This is a genomic window from Pseudomonas sp. HMWF006 (assembly GCF_003061205.1).
Taxonomy (GTDB): domain Bacteria; phylum Pseudomonadota; class Gammaproteobacteria; order Pseudomonadales; family Pseudomonadaceae; genus Aquipseudomonas; species Aquipseudomonas monsensis.
The window spans coordinates 1-3,863 of the sequence record NZ_QAIU01000316.1; the positions used below are offsets into that span (position 1 = coordinate 1).

Consider the following 3,863-nt stretch of genomic DNA (forward strand, 5'->3'; position numbering starts at 1 on the left):
TCCAGATATTGAATAAATGTCCGCAAGCCCGAAGGCCCTGAGACGGATCGACGTCGCCATCCCGTCGGGGGCAGAGCGTGGCGTCTGAGGCTCATTATCTGGACGTTGATGAGAGCGCTATGTAGGGAAAATCCCTTTGCTTGTAGGAAATTTCCCAGCGCTGCTGCGCGATCAATAAGTTGTCGCCAAAAAAAACGCCCCGCCTTTGGCACCGCACGGAATCGGCGATTGCAAAGGGGGAGCGTCGGCAAACACAGGTCGATTTTTTAGCCGGGTTCAGCGATAGGTCACGGTGAAACTCGCATGGCCATTGGCGGTACCGGGCTGCGGCGTCGGTCCATCGCCGGTCTGGATATAACGGGCCTTGAGCGGTACTGACGTCACGCCGTTGACGATGCGGTTGAGCTGCACGGGCTGCCCCAGATTCATCGGCGAGCCGTTGTCCTGCAACACCTGGATCGCCACGCCCTGAGCCGTCGAATCGGTCGACAGGCTCAAGACACCGTTGGCCGCGTCGAGGATGGTCGATGTCTTGTCGGCGTCGATCTGAATGTTGGCGAAGTTGCCATTGAAGTAGCCGTTGGTGTTGGACGGGTAGTTATTGCCGGCGATGCAGGCGTTGAGGTTAATGGCGAACGGCTGGGCCTGGGTGGTGGAGTTCTTGCCGTTGAATACGCGTTTTTCCCAGGTGCCCATCGGCACATTGATCTGGTTGCCCGGTGCGGCGGGCAGAGAGCAGCCGGCCAGGGTCACGGTGGCGGTGAAAGTCAGGTCGAACATTGGCCCCATATCCGAAGTGCCAGTGGCGACCAGTTGGTTGATGGTGTGGGTACCGGGCGCGATGTCCCCGGTCTTGATCAGCGCATAACGCATCATCGCCTGGCTCATGTTCGCCTGGCTGGGGGCGGTGCGATTCATGTTGAAGGGAATGAATCGGCTGGGGTTGCCCGGCGGCGTAATCCATGCGGCAGCGAAACCGGTCATGTAGATGGCCAGGCCAATACCGGGCACGTTGGTCTGCAGCAAGGCATTGGCCGGCACATCCAGCACGTCCACCGGAATGTTCACCGCCACCGGACCGACCAGTGCCGTGTTATAGGTCGCCGTGCCATAACAGAGCAAGGTGTCACCGAAATTCAGCTGACGCATCGTGCCATTGCTGTTCAACGTGGTGCCGATCGGCACGTCTCGCGGCGCGAACACTGCGCCGCCGGTGAGCGTCAACTGCTTGACCGTATTGTTGCCCGTCGCCCAGGTGCAAGCCGCCATCGCCGGTGCCGCCGTCAACATCAACGCCGTTGCGCCAAGCCCGCCCAGCATCCGTAACCCGATCTTCATGGTATGTGCCCTCCTGAGAAGAAAACGGCCATTCAATGCAGACTGACTGCATCTGGACGTTGTTGGCGTCGGCCAACGAAGGGCGGAATTATCAGGATCACGGGACGCGCACCGAATAGCCGGCTTCCCGCTGGCGTGTAGGAAATTTCCCAGGGATTTACTCCTGAACGTCGGGAGTCGATGGGCGTTTCGGTCAAATTACGTGATAACCACGGCCTGGGCTGGCTTTCCATTCAGCACCTGGCTAACCGGATCAATGACTTTGTCAGTGATTACCACGGGCGGCGTATCACCGGGGCTTTGCTTGAAGAAGCCAATCAGGCCGCGAAACGCCAGAGCTGTTGACGCCGCCCCTTGGAATCAGCCCATATGCCCACATAACAGTAGTTCCCCCATGCCTTCGAGAGGAACGCCAGACCATGACTACTCAAACCGAAACCGCCATTCTCGCCGGCGGCTGCTTCTGGGGCATGCAGGACTTGCTGCGGCGCTATCCCGGCGTGCTGCACACCCGCGTCGGTTATACCGGCGGCGATGTGCCGAATGCCACGTACCGCAACCATGGCGATCACGCCGAAGCGATCGAAATCGTCTTCGATCCTGCGGTGATCAGCTACCGGCAGATCCTTGAATTCTTCTTCCAGATTCACGACCCGAGCACGCCCAACCGTCAGGGCAATGACCTTGGCCGCAGCTATCGTTCGGCGATTTATTACCTCAGCGAAGCACAACGCGCCATCGCCGAGGACACCACTGCCGACGTCGATGCTTCAAAACTGTGGCCGGGCCCGGCGGTCACCGAAATCGAACCGGCGGGGCCGTTCTGGGAGGCGGAACCGGAGCATCAGGATTACCTCGAGCGCATTCCCAATGGCTACACCTGCCATTTCATCCGGCCGAACTGGAAACTGCCCAAGCGCGCGTGAGCGGCGGGGCTGAAGCCCGTTGCAGCGAGAGCCACCGCCGGGGTGGCTCTTGACCGCTCAGCGATCTCGATCAGGATGACGTAGCATGGCGCCCTGAACCTTTGGCATTTCATCGCAAAGGGCAATCGAGCCTATGAAAGGGATTATCGTTGGCGACCTCATCATCTGTTCACACCCTGCGGGCCGTGGCCGATCTCGATTACTTTGATCGCCGGTCGGTTGTGCTGCCTGTCGAGCTCAGCGCACTTGATGCCTGGAACCACATGACCGCCAAGCCGGGGTTGTTCATGCGCCTGGCGTTTCGCGCGAGGGACGCGATTTCCTCGTTATTCGGGGTCAAGCGTATCGGTGGATTCTCAGGCGCCAGACGCGCAACCGTTGCGGTTGGCGATTCTCTGGATTTCTTTCGGGTGGAGCACTGTGCGCCCGACGTGTTGGTGCTGACCGAACGTGACCGGCACCTGGATGTGATGATTTGCCTTTCGATCGACGAGCGAGTGCTCACGGTCACCTCATCCGTCGTTACCCATAACGCCTTTGGGCGTCTGTACATGCTACCGGTGGGGCTGGCGCACAGAGTGATCGTCAATCGGGATCTGCGTCGGTTGAAGCGCACGCTTGAAGCGCCGTAGTGTGCTCGCTCAAGCTGTGCCCGTGAGGGCGGCGCATTCACGGCTGCCCCCTAGCGCAGCAGATGGACGACCATCCCGACAAGCGCACAGGCCAGCAACACCTGGATAACGCCGCGCTTGAAGCGGAACAAGGCAATCGCCGCCGCGATGGCGATCAGTGCCGAGGGCCAGTCGAGGTGGCCGCTGAATCCCGTTGGCCAGAGCACGTGGTAACCGAAGAAACACGCCAGATTGAGGATCACCCCGACGACGGCGGCCGTTATCGCGGTGAGCGGCGCGGTGAACTTGAGTTCGTTGTGGGTCGATTCCACCAGCGGGCCACCGGCGAGAATGAACAGGAACGAGGGCAGGAAGGTGAACCAGGTCACCAGGGCGGCGGCGACGGCGCCCGCGAGAAAAACCTGATCGGGCCCGAATACCTGCGAGACATACGCCCCGACAAAAGCCACGAACGCTACCACCATGATCAGTGGCCCGGGTGTGGTTTCCCCCAGTGCCAGGCCGTCGATCATCTGTGTCGGGGTCAGCCAGCCATAGTGGCTGACCGCGCCCTGGTAAACATAGGGCAGCACCGCGTAGGCACCGCCGAAGGTCAGCAGTGCGGCTTTGGTGAAGAACCAGCTCATCTGGGTCAGCGTGCCTTCCCAGCCAAAGAGCGTGGTCAGGATTATCATTGGCAGCGCCCACAGTGCGGCGCCGGTCAAGGTAATTGCCAGCAGCTTCAGCCAGTTGAATCGGGCATGATCAGGTGGAGGCGTGTCGTCGTCGATCAACGCCGGGCCGTAGGATTTTTTTGCGGCGCTGTGGCCGCCGGCTCTGAACTTCTCGGGTGCCAGGCGCCCGCCGACGTAGCCGATCACTGCTGCGCCCAGGACGATCAGCGGAAACGGCACATTGAGCGCGAAGATCGCAGTAAATGAGGCTGCCGCAATCGCCCACAGCCAGTTGTTCTTCAATGCCCGCGAGC

Annotated in this window: 5 protein-coding genes; 3 read left to right on the plus strand and 2 right to left on the minus strand. The window is 60.6% G+C overall.

The features are described 5' to 3' along the window. Positions 1 to 276: 276 nt before the first annotated feature. A complete protein-coding gene (locus tag DBR24_RS12885) occupies positions 277 to 1,338 on the minus strand; it encodes a fimbrial protein (RefSeq protein WP_128614946.1) in 1,062 nt (353 codons plus the stop codon). A gap of 180 nt (positions 1,339 to 1,518) precedes the next feature. Here DBR24_RS12885 and DBR24_RS30930 point away from each other — a divergent pair, with 180 nt between their 5' ends. The 3 genes from DBR24_RS30930 to DBR24_RS12895 all read left to right on the plus strand — a co-directional run bounded on the left by DBR24_RS30930 (position 1,519) and on the right by DBR24_RS12895 (position 2,896). Further along, entirely contained in the window at positions 1,519 to 1,683 is a 165-nt protein-coding gene (locus DBR24_RS30930) for a hypothetical protein (protein ID WP_158277037.1), read from the plus strand. Between the two features lie 74 nt (positions 1,684 to 1,757). Then, positions 1,758 to 2,264 (plus strand): peptide-methionine (S)-S-oxide reductase MsrA, encoded by a 507-nt coding sequence (gene msrA, locus DBR24_RS12890; protein WP_123464229.1) that lies wholly within the window; start codon positions 1,758 to 1,760, stop codon positions 2,262 to 2,264. A 149-nt stretch (positions 2,265 to 2,413) separates the two neighbouring features. Next, the gene (locus DBR24_RS12895; RefSeq protein WP_128614947.1) at positions 2,414 to 2,896 is read left to right on the plus strand and encodes a DUF2867 domain-containing protein; all 483 of its coding nucleotides are present in this window, start codon (positions 2,414 to 2,416) and stop codon (positions 2,894 to 2,896) included. Positions 2,897 to 2,946: 50 nt separating this feature from the next. Here DBR24_RS12895 and DBR24_RS12900 read toward each other — a convergent pair. Continuing rightward, on the minus strand, positions 2,947 to 3,863 hold a 917-nt coding region (locus DBR24_RS12900; RefSeq protein ID WP_256591446.1), incomplete at its 5' end, for a chromate transporter.

What these genes read in the sequence shown, in the direction of transcription:
- DBR24_RS12885 (WP_128614946.1), bottom strand. Translation starts at nt 1,338, where the DNA reads ATGAAGATCGGGTTACGGATGCTGGGCGGGCTTGGCGCAACGGCGTTG.
- msrA (WP_123464229.1), top strand. Translation starts at nt 1,758, where the DNA reads ATGACTACTCAAACCGAAACCGCCATTCTCGCCGGCGGCTGCTTCTGG.
- DBR24_RS30930 (WP_158277037.1), top strand. Translation starts at nt 1,519, where the DNA reads ATGGGCGTTTCGGTCAAATTACGTGATAACCACGGCCTGGGCTGGCTT.